21 protein-coding genes are annotated in these 22,699 nt (G+C 71.9%); 4 read left to right on the top strand and 17 right to left on the bottom strand.

Features of this window, described 5'->3' with window-relative positions:
- Positions 1-5 precede the first annotated feature (5 nt).
- From EXE58_RS10240 to EXE58_RS10195, 10 genes are all read right to left on the bottom strand, one after another.
- On the bottom strand, positions 6-950 hold the full coding sequence (locus tag EXE58_RS10240; protein ID WP_135267791.1) for an alpha/beta hydrolase: 945 nt from the start codon (positions 948-950) through the stop codon (positions 6-8).
- Entirely contained in the window at positions 947-1,699 is a 753-nt protein-coding gene (locus EXE58_RS10235) for a 3-hydroxybutyrate dehydrogenase (RefSeq protein WP_135267790.1), read from the bottom strand. Before EXE58_RS10235 ends, EXE58_RS10240 begins: the two co-directional genes overlap by 4 nt.
- The gene (locus EXE58_RS20045; RefSeq protein WP_135267789.1) at positions 1,696-2,394 is read right to left on the bottom strand and encodes a TetR/AcrR family transcriptional regulator; all 699 of its coding nucleotides are present in this window, start codon (positions 2,392-2,394) and stop codon (positions 1,696-1,698) included. Before EXE58_RS20045 ends, EXE58_RS10235 begins: the two co-directional genes overlap by 4 nt.
- Positions 2,391-3,956: a class I adenylate-forming enzyme family protein gene (locus EXE58_RS10225; protein ID WP_135267788.1), complete on the bottom strand. Its 1,566-nt coding sequence runs from the start codon at positions 3,954-3,956 to the stop codon at positions 2,391-2,393. The genes EXE58_RS20045 and EXE58_RS10225 overlap by 4 nt, the downstream gene beginning before the upstream one ends.
- Positions 3,953-5,047, bottom strand: coding sequence for a branched-chain amino acid ABC transporter permease (locus tag EXE58_RS10220; RefSeq protein WP_135267787.1), 1,095 nt, complete (start codon positions 5,045-5,047; stop codon positions 3,953-3,955). Before EXE58_RS10220 ends, EXE58_RS10225 begins: the two co-directional genes overlap by 4 nt.
- On the bottom strand, positions 5,047-5,922 hold the full coding sequence (locus EXE58_RS10215) for a branched-chain amino acid ABC transporter permease (RefSeq protein WP_135267786.1): 876 nt from the start codon (positions 5,920-5,922) through the stop codon (positions 5,047-5,049). The genes EXE58_RS10220 and EXE58_RS10215 overlap by 1 nt, the downstream gene beginning before the upstream one ends.
- Entirely contained in the window at positions 5,919-6,668 is a 750-nt protein-coding gene (locus EXE58_RS10210; protein WP_135267785.1) for an ABC transporter ATP-binding protein, read from the bottom strand. The genes EXE58_RS10215 and EXE58_RS10210 overlap by 4 nt, the downstream gene beginning before the upstream one ends.
- Complete coding sequence (locus tag EXE58_RS10205) at positions 6,665-7,429, bottom strand: ABC transporter ATP-binding protein (protein ID WP_135267784.1); 765 nt, start codon at positions 7,427-7,429, stop codon at positions 6,665-6,667. The genes EXE58_RS10210 and EXE58_RS10205 overlap by 4 nt, the downstream gene beginning before the upstream one ends.
- A gap of 32 nt (positions 7,430-7,461) precedes the next feature.
- On the bottom strand, positions 7,462-8,655 hold the full coding sequence (locus tag EXE58_RS10200; RefSeq protein ID WP_135267783.1) for a substrate-binding domain-containing protein: 1,194 nt from the start codon (positions 8,653-8,655) through the stop codon (positions 7,462-7,464).
- Between the two features lie 223 nt (positions 8,656-8,878).
- Positions 8,879-9,688: a GNAT family N-acetyltransferase gene (locus tag EXE58_RS10195; protein WP_135267782.1), complete on the bottom strand. Its 810-nt coding sequence runs from the start codon at positions 9,686-9,688 to the stop codon at positions 8,879-8,881.
- 47 nt (positions 9,689-9,735) lie between these two features.
- On the opposite strand from EXE58_RS10195, the gene EXE58_RS10190 reads away from it, so the two are divergent.
- The gene (locus EXE58_RS10190; protein ID WP_135267781.1) at positions 9,736-10,875 is read left to right on the top strand and encodes an acetate/propionate family kinase; all 1,140 of its coding nucleotides are present in this window, start codon (positions 9,736-9,738) and stop codon (positions 10,873-10,875) included.
- Here EXE58_RS10190 and EXE58_RS10185 read toward each other — a convergent pair.
- From EXE58_RS10185 to EXE58_RS10170, 4 genes are all read right to left on the bottom strand, one after another.
- Positions 10,872-13,289, bottom strand: coding sequence for a phosphoketolase family protein (locus EXE58_RS10185; protein ID WP_208543968.1), 2,418 nt, complete (start codon positions 13,287-13,289; stop codon positions 10,872-10,874). The two genes, EXE58_RS10190 and EXE58_RS10185, sit on opposite strands and share 4 nt — an antisense overlap.
- Positions 13,290-13,337: 48 nt before the next feature.
- Positions 13,338-13,700, bottom strand: a complete 363-nt coding sequence (locus tag EXE58_RS10180) for a sterol carrier family protein (RefSeq protein WP_135267779.1) — start codon at positions 13,698-13,700, stop codon at positions 13,338-13,340.
- A 69-nt stretch (positions 13,701-13,769) separates the two neighbouring features.
- Positions 13,770-14,501: an alpha/beta hydrolase gene (locus tag EXE58_RS10175; protein ID WP_208543967.1), complete on the bottom strand. Its 732-nt coding sequence runs from the start codon at positions 14,499-14,501 to the stop codon at positions 13,770-13,772.
- Positions 14,498-15,070, bottom strand: a complete 573-nt coding sequence (locus EXE58_RS10170) for a winged helix-turn-helix domain-containing protein (RefSeq protein WP_135267777.1) — start codon at positions 15,068-15,070, stop codon at positions 14,498-14,500. The genes EXE58_RS10175 and EXE58_RS10170 overlap by 4 nt, the downstream gene beginning before the upstream one ends.
- Before the next feature lie 67 nt (positions 15,071-15,137).
- Between EXE58_RS10170 and EXE58_RS10165 the strand changes: the two genes are divergently transcribed.
- Positions 15,138-16,391 carry an MFS transporter gene (locus tag EXE58_RS10165; protein ID WP_135267776.1) on the top strand — a complete coding sequence of 418 codons (1,254 nt, stop codon included), beginning with the start codon at positions 15,138-15,140 and terminating at the stop codon, positions 16,389-16,391.
- Here the strand turns inward: EXE58_RS10165 and EXE58_RS10160 are convergent.
- The gene (locus EXE58_RS10160) at positions 16,362-17,330 is read right to left on the bottom strand and encodes a helix-turn-helix transcriptional regulator (RefSeq protein ID WP_208543966.1); all 969 of its coding nucleotides are present in this window, start codon (positions 17,328-17,330) and stop codon (positions 16,362-16,364) included. The two genes, EXE58_RS10165 and EXE58_RS10160, sit on opposite strands and share 30 nt — an antisense overlap.
- 62 nt (positions 17,331-17,392) lie before the next feature.
- Between EXE58_RS10160 and EXE58_RS10155 the strand changes: the two genes are divergently transcribed.
- Positions 17,393-18,418, top strand: coding sequence for an ATP-binding cassette domain-containing protein (locus tag EXE58_RS10155; protein ID WP_135267775.1), 1,026 nt, complete (start codon positions 17,393-17,395; stop codon positions 18,416-18,418).
- Complete coding sequence (locus EXE58_RS10150) at positions 18,415-19,239, top strand: ABC transporter permease (protein ID WP_135267774.1); 825 nt, start codon at positions 18,415-18,417, stop codon at positions 19,237-19,239. Before EXE58_RS10155 ends, EXE58_RS10150 begins: the two co-directional genes overlap by 4 nt.
- Positions 19,240-19,347: 108 nt before the next feature.
- On the opposite strand, the gene EXE58_RS10145 is transcribed toward EXE58_RS10150, so the two are convergent.
- Positions 19,348-20,256: an NAD(P)-dependent oxidoreductase gene (locus EXE58_RS10145; protein WP_135267773.1), complete on the bottom strand. Its 909-nt coding sequence runs from the start codon at positions 20,254-20,256 to the stop codon at positions 19,348-19,350.
- A gap of 5 nt (positions 20,257-20,261) precedes the next feature.
- Entirely contained in the window at positions 20,262-22,562 is a 2,301-nt protein-coding gene (gene purL, locus EXE58_RS10140; RefSeq protein ID WP_135267772.1) for a phosphoribosylformylglycinamidine synthase subunit PurL, read from the bottom strand.
- Positions 22,563-22,699: the final 137 nt, after the last annotated feature.

Genomic DNA, 22,699 nt, shown 5'->3' with positions numbered 1-22,699 from the left:
TCACTCTAGGAGGCCGCCAGCTCACCCTCCACGGCGGCTGCGATGGCCGTGGCACCTCGCTCGCCCATCGTGATCGTGTAGTGGTTGACGTCCGCCACCTCGCGGCTGTCGATGAGGTCGAAGCCCTCCAGCATCGCGGCGAGGCGGTCGGCCTCGTAGAGCCCCGGCGACTCGTCGAGAAGTCCCCTGGGTGCCGTGAGCAGCAGCGTGGGGTGCCGCAGGCGGCCGAGGGCGCCGGCGAGCGCCGTGCCGGTGTTGAGGTCGACGGTGTCGCACGACATCACGTCGTAGCTGGTGGCCGGGCGCAGCTCGGGCTCCTCGCCGACGAGGTCGTAGGCGAGGTAGTCCTCGAGGGCGGGCGACCAGTCGTGCGCGAAGGCGGGGTGGCGCCGCCAGAAGTCGTAGTAGTCCTCGACCCCGGCGAACCGCATCGCCAGGCGCTCGGCGGTGGGTCCGAGCACGTACGAGATCACCTCGTCGGCGGTGAGCCCGTCCGGCACGGCCAGCGGCAGGCCACCGTCGACGAGCAGCAGCCGGGAGACCCGGTCGGGGTGGCGGTCGGCCATGACGACACCGACGAACCCGCCCATGGAGTGGCCGACCAGCAGGGTGCGGTCGACGTCGAGGTGGTCGAGCACGCGCACCAGGTCGTCGGCGTGCTGGGCCATCCCTGCGGGTCGCTGCCCGGGGCTCTCCGGATGGCTGCGGCCACGACCGCGCAGGTCGGGGGCCACCAGCCGCACCCGCGGCAGCCGGTCGGCCACGAGCTGCCAGGACCGGTGCGACGCCGTGACGCCGTGGACGAGGAGGGCCGTGGGAGCCTCGGGCACCGGGGCACCGTCGGCGTCGAGCGCGTCCCAGACGCCCACGCGCAGCGATCCGCCCGCCACGGGAACGTCGACCGTGCGGTAGCGGTCGGTGAGACGGTGCTCCACCGAGCGGGCGGTCATCGGGCGCTCCACCCGCCGTCCATGGCGTACGACGCCCCGGTCACCATGCCGGCGTCCGGGGAGCACAGCCACGCGACCAGCGAGGAGACCTCGCGGGGCTCGACCAGGCGCTTGACCGCGGAGTTCTTGAGCATCACCTGAGCGAGGACCTCGTCCTCGGAGAGGTCGTGGACGCGCGCCTGGTCGGTGATCTGCTTCTCGACCAACGGCGTGCGGACGTACCCGGGGTTGACGCAGTTGCTCGTCACGCCGTGCGCGGCGCCCTCGAGGGCAGTGACCTTGGAGAGGCCCTCGAGGCCGTGCTTGGCCGAGACGTAGGCGGACTTGAACGCGCTCGCACGCAGGCCGTGGACGCTCGACACGTTGACGATGCGGCCCCAGCCGCGGGCGTACATGTGCGGCAGGACGGCCCGGACGAGCAGGAACGGCGCCTCGAGCATCACCGAGTGGATCAGCCGGAAGGTGTCGGGGGCGAGCACCTCGATCGGCGAGACCCGCTGGATGCCGGCGTTGTTGACCAGCACGTCCGCCTCGAGGGTCAGCTCGTCGAGGGCGGCGGTGTCGGAGAGGTCCACGACCCACGCCTCGCCACCGACGTCTGCGGCGACCTTCCCGGCGGCGTCGGCGTCGATGTCGGCGACGACCACGTGGGCGCCGCGGGCGGCCAGCCCCTCGGCGACGGCCCGGCCGATGCCGCTGCCGCCGCCGGTGACGACGGCCCGCCTGCCCTCGAGCTCGCGGGTGCTCACTGCGCGGCCTCCTGCCCTGGCGCCTCGTGACCGGCGGGACGCGGCGCCAGGGCGGTCTCGATGAACCGCATGACGTCGGCGAAGACCGTCGGGTCGATCTCGCCGGGACGCTGTCCGTCGCCGTCGCGCTCCCACAGGATGTAGCGCGCACCGACCATCTCGCCGATGCCCATCAGCGCCCATGCCGCCACCTCGGCGTCGATGTCGGAGACCTCGCCGACAGCCTGGGCCTTGCGGAGCCCCTCGACGTACCCCTCGACGATGCGCGAGTAGTGCAGCCGGAGCACCTCGGGCGAGACCAGCTCGGCCTCGCGCACGACGCGGTAGAGCGCCGGGTGCTCGGCGGTGAATCGGAAGAAGCCCGCGAAGCCGGCACGCTCGGCCTCCAGCCGGTTGGCAGCGCCGAGCATCGCCTCGGCCATCGAGTGGCGCACCCGACGGTTGAGGTCGATGACGAGCGCCTCGAAGATCGTCCGCTTGCTGTCGAAGTAGAGGTAGAACGTGCCCATCCCGATTCCGGCTCGCTCGGTGATCTTGACGATCGAGGCGTCGTGGTAGCCGAGCTCGGCGAAGACCGCCTCGGCTGCATCCAGGAGCTTCTGCTGGGTCGCCAGACCGCGCTTGTTGCGGCGCGGGGCACCCGGCGCCTGGGGGTCGGCGCGGCGCTCGAGCTCGCTGAAGTCGTCGGTCGTCATGGGGTGCGGTCCTCTCGGGGAGCGGCTGGAGCTGCGCCAGGGCTGAAGGCGTGGGAGCGGAGGTCGGCACGGGCCACCTTGCCGATGCCCGTGCGGGGCAGCTCCCCCAGCACGTGCACCTGGCGCGGCAGCTTGAAGTCGGCGAGGTGCTCGCGGGCGTGCTCGAGGACCTCGGCGGCGGTGAGCCCGACCCCGGCGACCGGCTGCACGAAGGCGACGCCGACCTCGCCCCACACCTCGTCCGGCACGGCCACCACGGCGGCGTCGGCGACCAGCGGGTGTCGTACGAGCACGGCCTCGACCTCGGCCGGTGCGACGTTCTCGCCGCCGGAGATGTAGATGTGCTTGAGACGGTCGACGATCCGGTAGCAGCCGTCGCCGTCGCGCTCGGCGAGGTCGCCGGTGCGCAGCCAGTCGCCCGTGAACGCCGCTCGGGTGCGACCGGGGTCGTGGAGGTAGCCGGCGAAGACACCGGGACCGCGCACCTGGAGCTCACCGGCGCCGGGCCCCTCGACGACGTCGCCGTCGAGGTCGACGAGGCGCACCTCCACGTGGGGGTAGGGCCAGCCGACGGCGCCCGGATGGTCGGCCGCCCGGCTCGGTGGCAGGTAGAGCACGTTGGGCGAGGCCTCGGTCAGCCCGTAGCCGTGGGCGACCTGGACGCCGTGCTCGGCCCACACCGCGTTCAGGGACTCCGACATGGAGGCACCACCGACGACCACCTGGCGCAGGCTGGTGAGGTCGGCGCTCGCGAAGGCCGGGTCGGCGGCGAGCAGGTGCAGCTGGGTGGGCACGCTCATGGTGGTCGTCACCCCGCGGTCACCGACCAGCCGCAGCACGCGCGCCGGCTCGAACGACCGCTCCAGCACCACCGTCGCACCATGCCACCAGGCGGCGAGCGGCTGGCAGTTCCACGCCGCGACGTGGAACTGCGGCAGGGTCGCGAGCACGACGTCGTGCTCGGAGAGCCCGATCGTCTGCGCCATCGCGAGACTGTTCCAGAAGCAGTTCGCGTGCGTCAGCACCACACCCTTGGGCGCGGCCTCGCTGCCCGAGGTGAAGATGACCAGCACCGGGTCGTCGTCGACGGCGTCGCGCTGGGCCGGCCAGGCCTCCCCCGGCGGCAGGACGCGCGCCGGGACCGTGCTCTCGACGCCCGTGCTGCCGGGCGTCGTGAGCGCGACGCTGACGTCCCCGACGTGCGTCGCCTCGCGAGCCAGCCGCAGCAGCTCCTCCTCGGCGACCAGCAGTGCCGGTCGCGCCGTGGCCAGCACCGGGCCCAGCTCGGAGGCGGTGAGCCGCCACGACAGCGGCACCATCGCCAGGCCGGCCTTGGCACACGCGAAGAAGAGGACCACGTGCTCGGCCGAGTTGCCCGACAGCGTCGCCACCCGGTCGCCTGCTGCGTAGCCGGCCCGCACGAAGGCGCGGGCGAGCTCGTCGCTGCGGCGTTCCAGCTCGTCGTACGACACCCGCACGCCGCGGTCGTCGATCGCGACCTTGGTGGGGTGGCGCCGGGCGCTGTCGACCAGCCAGCGGCCCAGGGTGTGGGAGTCGTTCACGGCTGGGGCTCCAGCACCTTGTCGTCGGCCTGGTCGGCGGCCTCGAGCACGGCACTTCCGCTCCGGGTGCGGTCGCGGCCGGTGAGCCGGCGGGTGGTCCCGGCGATCCCGCCGGGGACGAAGAGCACGACCAGGATGAACAGCGCGCCGAGGATGAACATCGGCTCCGAGAGCGGGACGTGGAGCACCGCCGGCAGCGAGTCGACGGCGTCGGAGCCGGCGAGCAGGGTCAGCCGCTGGTTGAGCAGCGTGTAGATCACCCCGCCCACGATCGCGCCCCAGCGCGAGCCGACGCCACCGAGCACCACCATCACCAGCACGGTGATCGTCAGGTCGGCACCGACCGCACGGGGCACCGTTCCGGACTGGAGGAGGAGGTACATCACGCCGGTGAGGGAGGCGATCAGCCCACCGGCGACGAAGACGACCAGCTTGGCGGTGTAGGGCTGGAGCCCCAGCGCGCGCACCCGGAGCTCGTTCTCGCGGGCCGCGGCGGCGACGTGGCCCACGCGCGACCGGTCGATCCACAGCACCACCAGGTAGGCCACCACCACGATCGCCAGGGCGAGCCAGTAGAGGTTGCGGGTGTTGACCACGCCGACCAGCGCCGCGGGCACGTGCTCGGTGTCGAGCGAGAGGCCCTCCTCGCCGCCGGTGAGTCCCTCGGGGTTGCGACGCACCAGCACCGATCCGGCCTGGGCGAACGCGAGGGTGACCATCGCGAACGGGATGCCCGACACGCGCAGGCTCACCGCCCCGGTCAGCACCGCGACGGCGCCCGCACCGACGAGGGTCAGGCCGATCGCCGGCCACAGCGAGAGGTCGGTGCGCTCGAGCAGGATGCCCAGCCCGTAGGCGCCGGCGCCGAAGTAGAGCGCATGGCCGAAGGAGAGCAGCCCACCGGTGCCGAGCAGCAGGTTGTAGGACAGCGCCAACGACGCGTAGACCATGCAGAGCGCCAGCAGCTGCAGCGCGCCGGGCGTGTAGGTCGGGCCGGGAAGGATCCCGGGCACCTGGATCGAGAGCAGCGGCAGGACCGCGAGCGCCACGACGAGGGCCAGCCCCAGTCCGACCGGAGTGAATCTGCGCATCAGGCTGCCTTCCCCATCAGGCCGGACGGTCGGACGAGCAGCACAGCCGCCAGGGCGAGCACGATGACGAAGTCGCCCGTGCCGCCTGCGTAGTAGTTGGCGAACTGCTGGAGCAGCGCCACCCCCACCGAGGCGATCGCAGCGCCGGTGAGGGAGCCGAGGCCGCCGATGACGGTGACGATGAAGGCGAAGATCAGCAGGCCGCCGCCGAGCGACGGTGACACGTAGCCGAAGTAGTGGGCCGCGAGCACGCCCCCCAGGCCTGCGGCGGCCCCGCCGATCGCGAAGACGAGCGTGAAGGCGGTGCGCACGTCGATGCCGAGCGCCGTCACCATCGCGCGGTTCTCGACACCGGCACGGATCACCATCCCGTAACGCGTCCTGCGCAGGAAGACCACGATCGCCAGGAGGACGAGGGCGGCCAGGCCGATGATCAGGAAGCGGTCGTTGGGGATCCGAGCGCCCGCGAGGGTCGTGGTCTGCTCCAGCCACGCCGGGCCGCGGATGAAGTCGGGGTCGGTGCCCCAGATGCCCTCGAACAGCGCGACGGAGGCCAGGGAGAGGCCGACCGTCACCAGGACCTGCTCGATGTGTCGCTCGTAGAGCGGGCGGATCAGGAGCAGCTCGGTGAGCGTCGCCACCACCGCGCCGACGCCGGCGCCGACCACGATCGAGGCGAGGAAGCCGAACCAGCTCGTGGCGTCGAGGCGCTGCGCTGCGGCGTAGCCGAGGAATGCGCCCAGGGTCAGGAAGGAGCCGTGCGCGAAGTTGAGCACGTGCATCAGGCCGTAGATCAGGGACAGGCCCGAGGCGACGAGGAAGTAGAGCGCACCCAGCCCGAGGCCGGTCGCGAGGAGGAGGACGAAGGTGCTCACGGGGCGACCTGCCTGCTGTCGGGACGGGAGTCGGGGGTCTCGGCGTGGACGCCGAGCAGACGCTGGGTCAGGGCCTCGTCGGCCAGCAGGTCGGCGGCGGGACCGGTGTGGACCACCCGCCCGCCGGCGACCACGACGGCCTCGCCCGCGAGGCGTCGTACGACCTCGAGGTTCTGCTCGACCAGCAGGATGGGGACGGTCGCGGAGGCCTCGCGGAGCGCCTCGGTCACCTGCTCGACGATGAGCGGCGCCAGGCCCTTGGTCGGCTCGTCGACCAGCAGCACCCGGTTGTCGTTGACCAGGGCGCGGGCCAGCGCGACCATCTGCTGCTGACCGCCCGAGAGCGTGCCGGCCATCTGGTCGCGGCGCTCGACGAGGTCGGGGAAGAGCCGCTCCACCAGCTGCCGCCGCTCGGCGGTGACGGCGCCCTTGCGCTCGGCCAGGCGGAGGTTCTCGGCCACCGTGAGCTTGGAGAAGACCTCGCGGTCCTCGGGCACGTAGCCGACGCCTCGCTGCACCACCTTGTGGGTGGGCAGGTCGTCGATCCGCTCACCGGCGAGCGTCACCTCGCCCGTGCGCTGGTAGAGGCCGAGCACGCCCTTGAGCGTGGAGGTCTTGCCGACGCCGTTGCGCCCGAGGACGGCCGTGATGCCCGTGGCGGGCACCGAGAACGAGACATCCTCGACGACCTGCTGGCCCGCGACGGACGCGGCGAGGTGGTCGACGACCAGGATCTTGTCTGTCATGCCGACGTCCCCAGGTAGGCGCTCTGCACCGTCGGGTTGCTCATGATCGCGTCGGGGGTGTCGAAGGCGATGATCGTGCCGAAGTACATCACCGCCACCTTGTCGACCAGCCCGAGCAGGACCTCCATGTGGTGCTCGACCATGAGGATCGTCGACCCCTTCTCGCGGTGCATCTGACGGATCGTGTCGGAGAGGCCGGCCACGTCGCCGGACCCCACCCCGGCCATCGGCTCGTCGAGGAGCACGACGTCCGCGTCGGTCGCTCGGAGCACGGCGATCTCGAGCTTGCGCTTGTCACCGTGCGACAGGCTGCCCGCGGCCAGGTCGAGCTTGTCGCCCAGGCCCACCTCGCCGAGGTGCTCCTCGGCCTCCCGCGTGGCGCGGTCGGTGCGCGAGGGGAAGCGCCACGGCGAGAGGCTGCCACCCAGGCCGACCTGCGAGGCCATACGGACGTTCTCGCGCACCGAGAGCTGCGGGAAGAGGCTCGAGGTCTGGAAGGTGCGGCCCAGCCCCGCCCGCGCCCGGCGGTGCACCGAGGTGCCGGTGACGTCCCGGCCGCCGAGGTGCACCGTGCCGGAGGTCGGCCGCGCGATGCCGGAGACGACGTTGAAGAGCGTCGTCTTCCCGGCACCGTTGGGGCCGATCACGCCGATGAAGGATCCCTGCGCGACCTCGAGGTCGACGTCCTCGAGGATCGTCGCGCCCCCGATCTTGAGGCCGAGGTCCTTCACCTGCAGCGCGGGCGTGGCTGTGGTCGACATGTCTGCCGTGTCTCCTGGTCGTCGTACCGCTGTCAGCCGGCCTCTGGCGGCGCGACCTCGTCGGCCGGCACCGTCTCGATGAGCTCGGGCTTCCAGCCGTCGCCGTCCTCGACGAGCTTGGCCTGGTACATGTCCTGGACGAGGGCGTGGTCGCTCTCGCGGACCGTCACCTCGCCCTTGGGTGCCGTGAAGCTGTGGCCCTCCAGCGCGTCGACCATCGCCTCCACGTCGCCCTGGCCCTCCTCGATGGCGTGCACGATCATCTGGGCGGCGGTGAAGCCGTCGGGGGTGAAGAGGTCGACGGTGGAGCCGGCACCCTCGACCGCCTCGATCATCGCGGCGTTGACGTCGTTGTCGGGCGCGGCGGCGAAGTAGTGCGAGAGGAAGCTGATCTTCTCGGCGACCGGGCCGTAGGCGCCGTACGACGCCACGTCACCGAGGCCGGTCACGATCGGGGCGACGTCGAAGACGCCCTGCTGCTCCAGCGACTGCCACATCGAGCCGGTGGTCTCACCGGCCCACGCGACGAAGACCAGGTCGGGCTTGGCGTCCTTGAGCTGCTGGGAGAAGGAGGTGAACTCCTTGATGTCGCTGCCGACGAGCAGCGGCTGCACCTTGGCGCCCTGCGCGCCGAGGAGTGCCTCGACGGCTGCGGCGTTGCCCTGGCCGAACGCGTCGTCCTGGGCGTAGACGACGACCTTCTTGCCGTCGAGGTCGTCGAGGAACTGACCGGCCGTGGCGACGTCCTGCATGCTCTGGCGGCCGGAGCGGAAGGTGTGGCCGTTGATGCCGGTGATCGCGTCGGCGGCGGCAGCGCCGGAGACGTAGAGGATCTTGTTCTGCTCGGCCTGCTCGGCGACACCGAGGGCGATGCCGGAGGACACGGTGCCGGTGAGGATCTTGACGCCGTCGCCGATGTACTCCTTGGTCAGCTGGACGGCCTTGTCGGCGTCACCGGTGTCGTCGCCGTTGCGAACCTCGATCTTGATGCCGTCGACCTCGCCGGTGCCGTCGGTGGCGTGGTCCAGGCCGGCGTCGAAGCCGTCGAGGAACGCCTGGCCGTAGGCCGCCAGCGGGCCGGTCTCGGAGGTGATGACGCCGACCTCGACCGTCTCGACGTCGTCGCTGCTGCCGCCGTCGCCGTCCGCGCTCGGCGCGCAGGCCGCCAGGACCAGGACGGACGCCGCGGCGACCGAGCCGAGCAGGTGGTGTGTGGTGAGCCGCATGTCTCCCATGCCTTTCGCTTGATGGCCTCGGGGAGATTACCTGAGACCTGATTCAGGTCTTGGAAGTTAGTCGTCCGGGCATGGCTGTGTCAACCACCCCGCGCCCCTGCTCGCGATAGTCCGCATCAAATGGCTCGTCTCCGGACCGGTTTCAGGAGCTCTTTGATACGGACTATCTCGAGGGGGGCGTACGACGGGTTCGTCCAGCGGGTGCCGGCAGGGCTCAGACCTCGGCCCACTCGGGGTCGCGCAACTCGAGCATCACCTGGCGCTGGACGTCCTCGAAGCCGAGGCGGCGGTAGATCCGGATGGCGTCGGCGTCGGTGTCGGCGACGATGACCAGACGCTCGGCTCCGAGCCTCTCGAGGGCGTGGCGACCGGCTGCGTGAACGACCGCGGCACCGATCCCCTGGCGCCGGTGGTCCGGATGGGTCTCGACCGTCTGGAACCGTGCGACACCAGGCTCGGTGACGAAGATGCCGGCCGTGCTGACCAAGGTGCCGTCGACGAAGGCGCCGTACCGGGCACCGCCCTCGCCGTTCGCCCCGGCGAGAGCCCGCTCCTGGGCGTTCTTGCCGCGCGCGAAGGCGAGGTAGGACTCCTCGCTGGTGCTCGGGTAGAGCACCTGGCCGAGCCGGGCCCGCTGCTCCCAGTCGTCGTCCGACTCCAGCGGACGGACCTCCACGTCCCCGATCGGTGCGAGCGGCTGGACGACGGCGGACGCGCTCAGCACCGTCGCCACGTCGACCGTCAGCCCGGCCTCGCGCCAGGCCTGCATGTCGCCGGGGTCCTCGGTCACGTCGATCCCGATGCTCACGTGCGCCGCGACCGGGAACTCCGTCCGGAACGCCCCGACGACCTCGCGCTCGCCGCCGGGCGCCGGGGGCTGCGCCAGGAGCAGGAAGTTGCCCCAGAAGTAGGTCGGGTTGTCGGGGGTGCGGATCACAAGATGGGTGCCGCGGTCCTCGACCTGGCTCCCCGCCTTCTGGAGCAGGGCGAGGTCGGTGCGGAAGCCGAGCGACTGGATCTCCATGGCCGCAGGCTAGCCGCGGTGCCCGCCTCCGGTCCTAGGGTGGCTCCATGGACCGCGACCAGGTGCTGGTGCTCAACGCAGGGTCGTCCTCCTTGAAGTACCAGGTCTTCGGGACCGACGGCTCCGTCGTGGTCAAGGGAAAGGTGGAACGCCTCTCCGGGGAGGACGACCACGCCCGCGCTCTCGAGCAGGTGACCGGCGAGCTGCGCAGGGCCGGTGTCGACGAGGAGCACCTCATCGGTGTGGGCCACCGTGTCGTGCACGGCGGGCACACCCTGACCCAGCCCTCCCTCGTGGACGACCGGGTGTTGGCGGCCATCCAGGACGCCGTACCCCTGGCGCCGCTCCACAACCCGCCCGCCCTGACAGCCCTGCGCGGGGCCAGGGAATGGCTCGACGGCACGCCTCACGTCGTCGTGCTGGACACCGGGTTCTTCGCCGAGCTGCCCGACGTCGCCGCGACGTACGCCATCGACCGCGACCTCGCCGCGCGCCACCACGTGCGCCGCTACGGCGCCCACGGGATCAGCCACGAGTACGTCGCCCGGCGCGCCGCCGAGCACCTGGGCCGTGACGACCTTCGCCTGGTGACGCTGCACCTGGGCAACGGCGCCTCCGCCGCCGCCATCGACGCCGGGCGCCCCGTCGACACCTCGATGGGCCTGACCCCGCTCGAGGGGCTCGTGATGGGCTCGCGGGGTGGCGACCTCGACCCCGGCATCCTGCTCCACCTCGCTCGCGAGGCCGGGCTCGGGACCGACGGCCTCGAGGACCTCCTGCACCATCGCTCGGGCATCACCGGGCTGAGCGGGCGTCCGGACTTCCGCGAGCTCCAGGCAGGGGCCGACGCGGGCGACGACGTGTGCCGACTGGCGTGGGAGGTCTACTGCCACCGGGTGCGCAAGTACGTCGGCGCCTACCACGTCGTCCTTGGCGGGGCTGACGCCCTCGTCTTCACCGCAGGGGTGGGCGAGAACGCACCGCGCCTGCGTGCCGACGTCGCGGGTGGTCTGGGGGTCCTCGGCGTCGAGCTCGACCCCGACCGCAACAGCTCCGACGAGCGCAGGACCAGGACGATCTCGACCGACGGCTCACCGGTCGCGGTCCTGGTCGTGCCGACCGACGAGGAGAGCGCGATCGCGGAGGCGACCCGGTCAGTGCTGGCGACGGGCAGCGCCCCCCGCTAGAGGTTGTCGGCGGCGGTGTCGCCGTCGGCCGTGGTCGACGGCGACGCGCCCCGTGCGGGACCCGCCGAGGCGTCCCAGGTCCAGTCGCGCACCTCGGGCAGGTCGTCGCCGTGGGTCCGGGTCCACTGCCGTGCGCGGCGGCGGGTGTCGACCATCAGCTGGCGCACGCCGCCGGCCCGCGACGCGAGCCCAGGAACCCTGTCGATGACGTCCATGACGAGGTGGTAGCGGTCGATGTCGTTCATCATCACCATGTCGAACGGCGTGGTGGTCGTGCCCTCCTCCTTGTATCCGCGGACATGGATGTTGTCGTGGTTGGTCCGGCGATAGGTCAGCCGGTGGATGAGCCACGGGTAGCCGTGGTAGGCGAAGACCGTCGGGGTGTCAGTGGTGAAGACCGAGTCGAACTCGCGGTCGCCCATGCCGTGCGGGTGCTCGCGCTCGTCCTGCAAGCGCATCAGGTCCACCACGTTGACGAAGCGGACTCGCAGGTCCGGCAGGTGCTCGCGCAGCAGCGAGACTGCCGCGAGCGCCTCGAGGGTCGGTACGTCGCCGGCTGCCGCGACCACGACGTCGGGGTCGCCGCCGTCGTTGGAGGCCCAGTCCCAGATGCCCAGGCCGCGAGCGCAGTGCAGGTCGGCCTGCTCGGCGTCGAGCCAGTCGAAGCTGGGCTGCTTGCCCGAGACGACGACGTTGACGTAGTGCTCGCTCTGCAGGCAGTGGGCCATGGTCGAGAGCAGGGTGTTGGTGTCCGGCGGCAGGTAGACGCGCACCACCTCGGCCTTCTTGTTGACGACGTGGTCGATGAAGCCCGGGTCCTGGTGGGAGAAGCCGTTGTGGTCCTGCCGCCACACGTGTGAGCTCAGCAGGTAGTTGAGGCTCGCGATCGGTGGCCGCCACTCGATGTCGCGCGTCGTCTTGAGCCACTTGGCGTGCTGGTTGAGCATCGAGTCGACGATGTGGATGAAGGCCTCGTAGCAGCTGAAGAGGCCGTGGCGCCCGGTGAGCAGGTAGCCCTCGAGCCAGCCCTGGCAGGTGTGCTCGGACAGGATCTCCATCACCCGGCCCGAGCGGGCGAGGTGCTCGTCGACGTCGAGGATGTCGGCCGCCCACACCTTGTCGGTGACCTCGTAGACGGCATCGAGGCGGTTGGAGGCGGTCTCGTCGGGTCCGAAGATGCGGAAGGTGGCGTCGTTGTCGCGGACGACGTCGATGAGGTAGCGACCCAGCACCCGGGTCGGCTCGTGGATCGACCCGCCCGGTCGCTCGACCTCGACGGCACTGGCGCGCCAGTCGCGCAGCCGCAGCGGCCGCTTGAGGAGACCGCCGTTGGCGTGGGGGTTCGCGCTCATCCGCCGGGTGCCCACCGGTGCCTGCCCGACGATCTGCTCGACGGGGCGCCCGTCCGCCGCGAAGAGCTCGACGGGGCGGTAGGAGCGCAACCACTCCTCCAGCTGCGCGCGGTGCTCGTCGTTGTCGCGAGTGCCGGCCAGGGGCACCTGGTGCGCCCGCCAGGTCCCCTCGACCGGCTTGCCGTCCACGTGCGCGGGTCCGGTCCAGCCCTTGGGCGTGACGAGCAGGATCATCGGCCAGGGTCGGCGCTCGAGGTCGCCCTCCTCGCGCGCCGCACGCCAGATCTCGCGGACCATGGCGTGCGCCTCGTCCATCGCAGCAGCCATCTGGCGGTGCACGTCGGCGGGCTCGTCGCCCTCGACGGTGATCACGTGGTGGCCGTAGCCACGCAGCAGGCTCTCCAGCTCGTCGCGGTGGATGCGCGCCGGAATGGTCGGGTTGGCGATCTTCCAGCCGTTGAGGCTCAGGATCGGCAGGACCGCTCCGTCGTGCACCGGGTCGACGAACTTGTTCGCGTGCCAGCTCGCCGCGAGCGGACCGGTCTCGAACTCGCCGTCGCCGATGACGGCAGCGACGAGGAGCTCCGGGTTGTCCATCGCGGCGCCGTAGGCGTGCGAGAGGACGTAGCCGAGCTCACCGCCCTCGTGGATGGAGCCCGGGGTCTCGGGTGCGACGTGGCTGGGGATGCCGCCGGGGAAGGAGAACTGGCGGAACAGCAGCCCCATCCCCTCCTTGTCCCACGAGACTGCCGGGAAGACCTCCGAGTAGGTGCCCTCCAGCCACGCGTTGGCGACCGCGGCGGGGCCGCCGTGTCCCGGACCGCACAGGACGATCGCCTCGGCGTCGCGCTCCCGGATCAGCCGGTTGAGGTGCGTCCAGACGAGGTTGAGCCCGGGCGTGGTGCCCCAGTGGCCCAGCAGGCGGGGCTTGATGTCCTCCCGGACGAGCGGCCGCTCGAGCAGCGGGTTGTCGAGGAGGTAGATCTGTCCGACCGCGAGGTAGTTGGCCGCGCGGAACCAGCGGTCGAGCTCGTGGACCTGGTCGTCGCTGAGGCTGGCCATGCAACCTTCGTACCGCATTCCCCGGCGGGCCGCACCGGTCGGAAGTCCTCACCTGTCGGGCGTCGCCACGTCCGCCGGGTCCCGCGGACCGTCCAGGGGGAGGTACGGCGTCAGGTCGGTGCGCTCGCCGCTGGCCCGGACCGAGCCGGCCGACAACGCCGCGTGCCACGTCGTACGGCCGGTCGCGAGGTCGAGCCACGTCTCGGGGTCGGTCTCGATGACGGCGGGCGGGGTGCCGCGGGTGTGGCGGACGCCGGGGATGACCTGCGCGGCCGCGATGGGCGGGACCCTCACCTCGACGGAGGCGCCGGGCGCGCGCTCGGCCAGCACCGCGAGGTAGTGCTTGACCAGCGCCCGGGTGTCAGCGGTCTCCAGCTGTTCGGGGCTCAGGACCTTGAGTCGGGCAGGCACGGATCGAGGGTATGCGAGGCCGGACGTGGTCTCGTGACAGGACTTCGTCCTTCCTCGACCAACGGGAGGTCAGCCGATCGAGTCGAGGACCTCCACGACGGCTGCCCAGGCGTCGCTGGCGGGGTCGATGACGCCGAAGTGCCCGCCGGCGACCTCGACCAGGAAGGCCTCCCCGCCCGCCCGCCGGGCCGCCGTGACGTAGTCCTCCGCCTGGCCGAACGGGACGGTGTCGTCGTCGCGCGCGTGCACCGCCCACACCGGCACGTCGAGCGGGACCTGCCGCAGCGGGTCGGCCAGGTCGTACGACGGATGGTCCGGCGTCGCACCCATGAAGGCCTGCGCCGCTCCGTCACCCAGGTCGTCGCGGACGGCGGCGGCGAGGTCGAGGACACCTGCCTGGTCGATCACGTGGGTGACGGGGGCCGCGTCCGCCCAGCGGTCGAAGCGGGTGCGGGCCGCTGCCCAGGCGGCGAGGTGGCCGCCGGCGGAGTGGCCCAGCGCCACCACGGGATCGGGTCGATCCGTCTCGGCCACGGCGCGGTCGATCGCGGCCGACACGTCGTCGCAGGTGGCGGGCCAGCCACCGCCCCCGCCGGGTCCGGTGCCGACGCGGCGGTACTCGACGACCGCAGCGGTCCAGCCACGGGCCACCAGGTCGGCGGCGAGCGGGACGGCGTACTCGGCGCCGTACTGCGCCTTCCAGAAGCCGCCATGGATCACCACGACGAGGCCGCGGCTCACACCCTCGGGCCGGTGGAGCTCCAGCCACTGGCTCGGGTCGTCGCCGTAGGCCAGCCTCATTCGGCGGTGTCCGTGGGGTAGGGCTGCAGGAGGTCGAGCAGGACATAGGTACGACGCTCCGGGTCTAGGCCGCGGGTTCGAGCGGTCCATGACTCGACCAGGTCGCTGAGCTCCTGCCGCAGCTGCTTGGCCTCGTCGTCGGTGAGCTTGAGGACGTGCTCTGCGGAGGAGAACTCCCCGTCACCCTCGGGACGGTCGGTGTCGAAGGCCCGGTCGACGAGGTGGTGGCTCCACGCCTGCTTGGTCTGCCGGAAGGCACGGACGGCGACCTTGCCCCCCGGGGCCTTGGCGAGCTCGCGCAGGTTGACCGTGAGCGCGGCCGAGGACGCTGCCCGCCAGACCCGGTCCCGCTTGTCCCGCGCCTCCTCGGGCGCCTCCTCGACCAGTCCGTACTTGGCGAGCTGGCGGAGGTGGAAGCTGGCCTGGTTGGCGGGGATGTCGAGCTCGCGCGCCATGTCGGCGGCGCGCACGGGCCCCGACGCCTCGATCTGGTCCATGATCCGCCCGCGCACCGGATGGGCGAGCGCGCGCAGCACGCGCGGGTCGTTGACGCGCTTCTGGTCGGCCATGGACTCATCGTAGCGAAATGCGCACGAACTATTGCGCACTAGTAATTGCGCAATATATGTTGCGCATATGCCCGGCTACCGACAGCTCTCGCGCAACCGCGACTTCACCGTCCTCTGGGTCGGCGACACCGTCAGCGAGCTCGGCAGCGCCCTGTCGATGTTCGTCTTCCCCCTGATCGGCTACGCCCTGAGCGGCTCGGCCGTCGTCGCTGCCCTCGTCGAGGCGGCCTACCTCGGCGGGCTGTGCGCGATGTTGCTCCCCGCCGGGGTGCTCGCCGACCGGCTCGACCGCCGTCGGATCATGCTGGTCGCCAGCGGGACCGGCTGCGCGGCCTACACCTCCCTCGCCGTCGCGGGAGCGCTCGGCTCGCTGACGCTTCCCCACCTGGTGGCTGTCGCGCTCGTCAGCGGGGTCGCGGCCGGCGCGTTCAACCCGGCGCAGACCTCGGCGATCCGATCCGTGGTGAGCACCGAGGACCTCCCCACCGCCCTGAGCCAGAACCAGGCCCGCCAGCACGTCGCCTCGCTGGTCGGTGGCCCTCTCGGCGGCGCGCTGTACGCCGTCACCCGGTGGCTGCCGTTCGCCGTGGACGCGATCACCTTCGCCATCGCCTGCGCGACCGTCAGCCGCGTCCGCACCGACCTCTCGGCACCACACCGCCGCCGGGAGCCGTTGCGCACCCAGCTGCGGGAGGGCTTCGCCTTCATGTGGGCCCGCCCGTTCTTCCGCACCCTCCTCGCCTGGGCGGCCCTGGCCAACCTGGTGACCAACGCGATCTTCTTCGTGGTGATCCTGCGGATGGTGCAGGACGGGGTGCCGGCTGCGCAGATCGGGTTGGTGTCGACCGCGGCCGGGGTCGGCGGCATCATCGGCGCCGCTCTGGCCCCCTCGCTCATCCACCGGATGCCGACGGGCCTCCTGACCGTGACGATCGGCTGGATGTGCTGTCTGCCGTTGGTGCCCCTCATCTGGTACGCCAGCCCCTGGGCCGCGTGCGCGTCCACGTTCTTCCTGCTGCTGCTCAACCCGGTCGGCAACGCCGGCATCAGCTCCTACCGGATGGCCCTCACCCCGGACCACCTGCAGGGCCGGGTGGCCTCGACGAGCCAGTTCGTCTCGATGTCGGTGATGCCGCTTGCGCCGCTGCTCGGCGGCTGGCTCCTCGAGCACCACGGCGGCACCACCACGATGACGGCGCTGGTCGCCGCGGCCGCGCTGCTGGCGGTCCTACTCACGGCCAGCCGGTCGATCAGGTCGGTGCCACGACCCTCGGAGTGGCCGGAGACGGCGTCAGGCCTCGAGGTCGTGGCGGTCGCCTGACCGGCCGAACCGCCGACCGACCTCGGCGACACACTCGACCAGCTCGGGCGGTGACTCCACGACGAACTCCGCGCCGGTGCCGGCGAGGACCATGACGGGCCAGTCGAGGGAGTCGACGTTCATCTCCAGGACGCAGCCCCCGCCGTCAGGAGTGACGTCCCCCCAGCGACCGACCTGGCGGGCCAGCTCGTCGACCGGCATCGCCACCCGCACGCGCACGGCGTACCGCTGGGGCATCCGCCGGATGCCGTCACGGACGAAGGAGAGCGCGTCGTCGGCAGGCAGGTCACGAGGACGGAACCGCTGGCCGGTCGGCTCGGGCGACTCGATGCGATCGAGCCGGAAGCTGCGCCAGTCGAGGCGGTCGCGATCCCACGCGACGAGGTACCACCGGCGGCCGAGGGAGACGAGGCGCAGCGGCTCGACGCGACGGTGGGTGGTCTCGCTCTCGCGTGCGGTGTAGTCGAACCGCACGCCCTCGCTGTCGCGACAGGCCTGCGCCAGCGTCGTGAGGACGCTGGCGTCGAACACCGGAGCGCCCTCCCACGGGCCCGGCGCCTCCGTCTGCGAGGCGACCGCGTCCATCTGCCGGCGCAGCCGGGGCGGCATCAGCGCGAGCACCTTCGACAGCGCCTGCACCGACCAGTCGTCGACCCCGGCGACGGCGCTGGCTGCCGCGGTGCGCAGGCCGACCGCGACCGCGACGGCCTCCTCGTCCTCCAGAAGCAGCGGGGGGAGCGAGCCCCCTGCCCGCAGCTGGTAGCCGCCGGCAGCACCGCGGACGGCGTCGACCTGGTAGCCGAGGTCGCGCAGCCGGTCGACGTCGCGACGCAGGGTCCGGGGGCTCACCTCGAGGCGCCCGGACAGCTCGGGTCCCGGCCAGTAACGGTGGGTCTGGAGCAGCGACAGCAGCCGCAGCATCCGCTCGCTCGTGCTCATGTCCTCAAGATAGTTCCCAATGCGGACAGGAACTGACCGCATTGCTCCCTAGCGTCGTCCACATGACACGAACACACCACACCGGACCAGCGATCGTGACCCGTGGCCTGACCCGCCACTTCACGACGCGCAAGCAGACCGTCGAGGCCGTCCGCGGCCTCGACTTGGAGATCGGGCAGGGCGAGCTCGTCGCCTTCCTCGGCCCCAACGGAGCAGGCAAGTCGACGACCCTGCGCATGCTCACGACCCTCATCCAGCCGACCTCCGGCTCGGCGACCGTGGCCGGGCACGACGTGGTCACCGGCCAGCGAGAGGTGCGCGGCGCCATCGGCTACGTCGGGCAGGGCAACGGCGCCGGCCACCAGCAGCGCGGCCGGGACGAGCTCATCAGCCAGGGCCGGGCCTACGGCCTGTCGCGTACGGCGGCCCGCGCCCGCGCCGCCGAGCTCGTGGACAGCCTCGACCTCGGGGCAGTCGCGGACCGGAAGGTGTCCACCCTGTCCGGCGGGCAGCGGCGGCGCCTCGACATCGCGATGGGGCTGGTGCACCTGCCCCGGGTGCTCTTCCTCGACGAGCCGTCCACGGGCCTCGACCCGCAGAACCGCGCCAACCTGCAAGAGCTCGTGCGGCAGCTGCACTCCGAGACCGGCAGCACGGTCGTGCTGACCACCCACTACCTGGAGGAGGCCGACGCCCTCGCCGACCGCGTCATCGTCGTCGACCACGGGCGGATGATCGCCGACGACACGGCCCACCGGCTCAAGTCCGGGCTCGGCGACCTGGTGCGCCTCGGCTTCAGCTCGCCCGAAGCGGCCGGGGCAGCGGCGGCCCGGGCGTCACGCCTCGACGGGTCGCGGGTCGAGGTGGAAGGTGACGAGGTCAGCCTCCGCGTCGCCGCCGGCTCCGAGCTCGTCGCGGAGCTGGTCGGCGACCTCGCCGCGGCCGGAGTCCCGGTCGCCAGGCTCGAGGTGCGGCGGCCCACCCTCGACGACGTCTTCCTCGACCTCACCGGGCGCAGCCTGCGCGAGTCCGAGACCACCGATCAGCCCGATTCCCAGACCGCATCCGAGAGCGAGGTCGCAGCATGAGCACCACGACCATGAGCACACCCACGGCGACGTCCGCTCCGACGAGCGACGGTTCCGCCGTACGTCGTCCCGGCTTCGTCGCCGACACCCTCAACGTCATGAACCGCGAGCTCAAGCCGGTGTGGCGCGAGCCGATGGCGGTCATCTTCGCGATGATCCAGCCGCTCGTCTTCCTCGGCCTCTTCGCACCGCTGCTGCCCGACCTGGCGGCCGGGTCGTCGGGGTCCGCGCTCCAGTGGTTCGTACCCGGCATCGTGGCGATGACCTGCCTGATGGGGGCCTCCTTCACCGGCGCCAACCTGATGGAGGAGATGCAGACCGGGTCCCACGAGCGCCAGCTCGTCTCACCGCTTCGGCGACCCGCCCTGCTCGTGGGCCGGGCGCTGAAGGAGGTCGTCCCGATGCTGATGCAGGTCGTCATCATCCTCGCGGTGGTGACGCCGTTCAGCTTCGACCTGCACCCGCTCGGCGTCCTCGTGGGAGCCGCGATCCTCGGGCTCTTCAGCATCGGCGTGGGCGCGCTGTCCTTCGCCCTGGCGCTCGCGTCGAAGGGACAGGACTGGATGTTCTGGACCGTCCAGCAGACGCTGCTCTTCCCGGTCCTGCTGCTGGCCGGGGTGCTGCTCCCGATCGAGGGAGCTCCGCGCTGGCTGCAGGTGGCCTCCGACCTCAACCCGATGACGTACGTCGTCGAAGCCGTCCGCGCGCTCTTCGCCGGGACCTACCCGGCCGACACCGTCGCGGCCGGGTTCGCCGGCGCCGCGGTGGTCGCTGCGCTCGGCCTCGTCGTCGGGGTGCGGGCGATGCGCCGCTCCAGCTGAGGTCGCGAGTCGGGATCCCCGGCCGGCCGGTGATTCTGCGGGTTTGCGACCGTTGCAGCGGTCGCGAAGCGTGAGGATCACCGGTCGGCCGGGGATCCAGCAGCGGGCTCAGGCGGGGCGGTGCACGACGTTGCGCAGGTCGCGACCGGCGACGAAGCGCTCGACCTGGTCGCGAGCCAGGGCCGCCATCCGGGGGAGCATCGCGGTGGTGCCGCCCGCGATGTGCGGGGTGATCAGCACCCCGGGCGCCCGCCAGAGCGGGTGCTCCTCGGGCAGGGGCTCGGGGTCGGTGACGTCGAGGGCGAAGGCCAGCCGGCCGGCGTGGGCGAGCACCGCGTCGGTGTCGAGGAGCGGGCCGCGCCCCACGTTCACCACGAGCGCGCCGTCGGGAAGCTGCGCGAGGAACGGGTCGTCGACGCTGTGCCGGGTCGCCTCGGTGAGGGGCAGCACCACGACGACCACGTCGACGGTGGGCAGCAGGCCGGGCAGCACGTCGGGCCCGTGCACCTCGCCGAGGAGGTCGTCAGGGCGTGCCCGGCTGGCCACCCCGGTGACGGTCGCCCTGCAGGCGAGCATGCGGGTGGCCACGGCGCGGCCGATCGAGCCGTAGCCCAGCACCAGCACGTGGCTGTCGGCCAGGGACCTGCGGCGCAGGTCCCGCTCCCAGTGGCCGACGTTGCGCACGGCGATGTCGATGCCGCGGAGGCTCGCGATCGTGAGGCCGAGGGCCAGCTCCGCGGTGGCGTCGTCGTGCACGCCGGTGGCGTTGCACAGCACCACCCCGGGCGGCAGCTGGGCGATCATCCCGTCGTAGCCCGCGGACTGGATCTGGACCGCCTTCAACCGAGGCAGGCCCGCGAGGTCTGGCAGTCCGGCGGTGCTGTAGGGCGCCACGACCAGCTCGACCTCGTCGGCCCGGTCGGGCGGGGTCGTCCCGTCCCACACGACGAGGTCGGCCCCGGGCACGTGACCGACTGCGTCGAGCAGGGTGGCACTGGCCAGCGCGACGACGGTCATGGGGGTCAGGAGCCGAGTGCGGCAGGCAGGGTCGCCTGCCAGGCGGCCTTCGCCTCAGCAACAGGGAGCTCGAACTGGCCGTCCACCGTGATCGAGTCGCCGCCGGTGCGGCCGATGCCGGTGGCGGGTACGCCGTGGCGGTGGACGAGGGCGAGCAGCTCACCGGCCCGGTCCTCCGGCACCGTGACCAGGCACCGGGCGGTCGACTCGGAGAAGAGGGCCACGAACGGGTCGCCGCCGGCGACCTTGGAGAGCATCACCCGGGCGCCGATGCCGCGTCGGAAGGTGGCCTCGGCCAGGGCCTGCGCCAGGCCGCCGTCGGAGAGGTCGTGGGCGCTCGTCACCAACGAGTCCCGGGAGGCGTCCTGCAGGAGGGCGGCCAGCGACTGCTCTGCGGCCAGGTCGACCCGGGGCGGACGGCCGCCCAGGTGCCCGTGGACCACGTGGGCCCACTCAGAGCCCGACAGCTCCTCGCGGGTCTCGCCCAGGAGGAAGATCTGCTCCCCCTCGGCGACGAAGTGGCTGGGGACGCGCTTGGTGACGTCGTCGATCACCCCGAGCACGGCCACGACCGGCGTGGGCAGGATCGCCGTCTCGCCGGTCTGGTTGTAGAGGCTGACGTTGCCGCCGGTCACGGGGATGCCGAGCTCGGCGCACGCGTCCTTGAGGCCCCGGCAGGCCTCGGCGAACTGCCACATGACCGCGGGGTCCTCGGGCGAGCCGAAGTTGAGGCAGTCGGAGACCGCGAGCGGCCGGGCACCGCTCGTGGCGACGTTGCGGTAGGACTCGGCCAGCGCGAGCTGGGCGCCGGCGTAGGGGTCGAGCTTGGCGAAGCGGCCGTTGCAGTCGGTGGAGACGGCGACGCCGAGGTTGGTGTCGGGGTCGACGCGGATCATGCCGCTGTCGGAGGGCTGGGCCAGCACGGTGTTGCCCTGGACGTAGCGGTCGTACTGATCCGTGATCCAGGACCGGTCGCACAGGTTGGGGCTGGCGACCAGGCGCAGGAGGGTGTCGCGCAGCTCGTCGCCCGACGACGGGCGGACGAGCTCCTCGGCGACCTCGGCCTGGAGGACGTCCTGCCAGTCGGGCCGGGCGTAGGGACGCTGGTAGGTGGGGCCGTCGTGCGCCACCGAGCGAGGGGGTACGTCGACGACGCGCTCGCCGTGCCAGTCGATCTCGAGCCTGCCGGAGGAGGTGACCTCGCCGATCACGACCGCCTCGACGTCCCACTTCTCGCAGATCGCCATGAAGGCGTCGATGTCGCCGGGCTCGACGACCGCCATCATCCGCTCCTGCGACTCGCTCATGAGGATCTCCTCGGGAGCCAGCGTGGAGTCGCGCAGCGGGACGCGGTCGAGCTCGACGTGCATGCCGCCGTCACCGGCCGAGGCAAGCTCGGAGGTGGCGCACGACAGGCCCGCACCGCCGAGGTCCTGGATCCCGGCCACGACCTCCGCGGCGAAGAGCTCGAGGGTGCACTCGATCAGCAGCTTCTCCATGAAGGGGTCACCGACCTGGACCGCCGGTCGCTTGGCCGGCCCGCCCTGACCGTCGGGGCCGGCGTCGAACGTCTCGGAGGCGAGCACGGAGACGCCGCCGATGCCGTCGCCGCCGGTACGGGCGCCGTACAGCACCACGAGGTTGCCGTCGCCTGACGCCTTGGCGAGGTGGAGGTCCTCGTGACGCAGCACGCCGACGCACAGCGCGTTGACGAGCGGGTTGCCGAGGTAGGTCTCGTCGAAGACCGCCTCGCCGCCGATGTTGGGCAGGCCGAGGCAGTTGCCGTAACCGCCGACCCCCGCGACGATCCCCGGCAGCACGCGCTGGGTGTCGGGCGCGTCGAGCGGCCCGAAGCGCAGCGGGTCCATGACCGCGACGGGACGCGCGCCCATCGCAAGGATGTCGCGCACGATGCCGCCGATGCCGGTCGCGGCCCCCTGGTAGGGCTCGACGAAGGACGGGTGGTTGTGCGACTCGACCTTGAACGTGACGGCGTAGCCCTGGCCGATGTCGATGACGCCGGCGTTCTCGCCGATCCCGGCCAGCATCTTGCCCAGCGGCGTCTCCTGGGCGAGCTCGCCGAACTGCTTGAGGTGCACCTTGGTGGACTTGTAGGAGCAGTGCTCGCTCCACATCACGGAGTACATCGCCAGCTCGGAGCTGGTGGGCCGACGACCGAGGATCTCGCGGATCCGGGAGTACTCATCGGCCTTGAGGCCGAGGTCCTGCCACGGCTGCTCGCGGTGGGGGTCGCCGGCCGCCACGGCCACGGTGTCGAGTCGAGGGGCAGCAGTCGAGTCAGGCACGAGATGAATCTACAAGCGCTGTCCGGTGGCTCGAGCGCTGGCACTGCACGCGGACAGGGTGCGCCGTGGCCGGTCGTGGCGACCGGGACGAAGTACAGGACTGTTCTTCGCTCGAATGGCTGTGACAGGTGTGACTG

This window comes from Nocardioides seonyuensis (assembly GCF_004683965.1).
Classification (GTDB): Bacteria; Actinomycetota; Actinomycetes; order Propionibacteriales; family Nocardioidaceae; genus Nocardioides; species Nocardioides seonyuensis.
This window is presented reverse-complemented; position numbering and strand designations above follow the sequence as displayed.

What these genes read in the sequence shown, in the direction of transcription:
- EXE58_RS10210 (WP_135267785.1), bottom strand. Translation starts at nt 6,668, where the DNA reads ATGACAGACAAGATCCTGGTCGTCGACCACCTCGCCGCGTCCGTCGCG.
- EXE58_RS20045 (WP_135267789.1), bottom strand. Translation starts at nt 2,394, where the DNA reads ATGACGACCGACGACTTCAGCGAGCTCGAGCGCCGCGCCGACCCCCAG.
- EXE58_RS10220 (WP_135267787.1), bottom strand. Translation starts at nt 5,047, where the DNA reads ATGCGCAGATTCACTCCGGTCGGACTGGGGCTGGCCCTCGTCGTGGCG.
- EXE58_RS10185 (WP_208543968.1), bottom strand. Translation starts at nt 13,289, where the DNA reads ATGGCCAGCCTCAGCGACGACCAGGTCCACGAGCTCGACCGCTGGTTC.
- EXE58_RS10170 (WP_135267777.1), bottom strand. Translation starts at nt 15,070, where the DNA reads ATGGCCGACCAGAAGCGCGTCAACGACCCGCGCGTGCTGCGCGCGCTC.
- EXE58_RS10150 (WP_135267774.1), top strand. Translation starts at nt 18,415, where the DNA reads ATGAGCACCACGACCATGAGCACACCCACGGCGACGTCCGCTCCGACG.
- EXE58_RS10240 (WP_135267791.1), bottom strand. Translation starts at nt 950, where the DNA reads ATGACCGCCCGCTCGGTGGAGCACCGTCTCACCGACCGCTACCGCACG.
- EXE58_RS10160 (WP_208543966.1), bottom strand. Translation starts at nt 17,330, where the DNA reads ATGAGCACGAGCGAGCGGATGCTGCGGCTGCTGTCGCTGCTCCAGACC.
- EXE58_RS10175 (WP_208543967.1), bottom strand. Translation starts at nt 14,501, where the DNA reads ATGAGGCTGGCCTACGGCGACGACCCGAGCCAGTGGCTGGAGCTCCAC.
- EXE58_RS10200 (WP_135267783.1), bottom strand. Translation starts at nt 8,655, where the DNA reads ATGCGGCTCACCACACACCACCTGCTCGGCTCGGTCGCCGCGGCGTCC.
- EXE58_RS10145 (WP_135267773.1), bottom strand. Translation starts at nt 20,256, where the DNA reads ATGACCGTCGTCGCGCTGGCCAGTGCCACCCTGCTCGACGCAGTCGGT.
- EXE58_RS10190 (WP_135267781.1), top strand. Translation starts at nt 9,736, where the DNA reads ATGGACCGCGACCAGGTGCTGGTGCTCAACGCAGGGTCGTCCTCCTTG.
- EXE58_RS10205 (WP_135267784.1), bottom strand. Translation starts at nt 7,429, where the DNA reads ATGTCGACCACAGCCACGCCCGCGCTGCAGGTGAAGGACCTCGGCCTC.
- EXE58_RS10165 (WP_135267776.1), top strand. Translation starts at nt 15,138, where the DNA reads ATGCCCGGCTACCGACAGCTCTCGCGCAACCGCGACTTCACCGTCCTC.
- EXE58_RS10155 (WP_135267775.1), top strand. Translation starts at nt 17,393, where the DNA reads ATGACACGAACACACCACACCGGACCAGCGATCGTGACCCGTGGCCTG.
- EXE58_RS10195 (WP_135267782.1), bottom strand. Translation starts at nt 9,688, where the DNA reads ATGGAGATCCAGTCGCTCGGCTTCCGCACCGACCTCGCCCTGCTCCAG.